Origin of the sequence: Nonomuraea sp. NPDC048916 (assembly GCF_040649575.1) — a bacterium.
Classification (GTDB): Bacteria; Actinomycetota; Actinomycetes; order Streptosporangiales; family Streptosporangiaceae; genus Nonomuraea.
Window position 1 is genome coordinate 1 of sequence record NZ_JBEZFS010000254.1, and the last position, 422, is coordinate 422.

Sequence of the window (422 nt, forward strand, 5' to 3'; positions counted from 1 at the left end):
CAGCCATCCTTGAAAGAGTGCGTAATAGCTCACTGGTCAAGTGATTCCGCGCCGACAATGTAGCGGGGCTCAAGCGTACCGCCGAAGTCGTGTCATTCACACATTAAGGGCCAACGCCTGTGTGGATGGGTAGGGGAGCGTCGTGTGCCGGGTGAAGCAGCCGCGGAAGCGAGTTGTGGACGGTTCACGAGTGAGAATGCAGGCATGAGTAGCGATACACACGTGAGAAACGTGTGCGCCGATTGACTAAGGGTTCCTGGGTCAAGCTGATCTGCCCAGGGTAAGTCGGGACCTAAGGCGAGGCCGACAGGCGTAGTCGATGGACAACCGGTTGATATTCCGGTACCCGCTTTGAAACGCCCAGTACTGAATCAGGCGATGCTAAGTCCGTGAAGCCGGCCCGATCTCTTCGGAGTTGAGGG

The 422-nt window shown here is 57.3% G+C and carries 1 rRNA gene; it reads left to right on the top strand.

Annotated features, from left to right (window positions below):
• Positions 1–422 (top strand): 23S ribosomal RNA (locus AB0C16_RS40725); the annotation flags it as partial.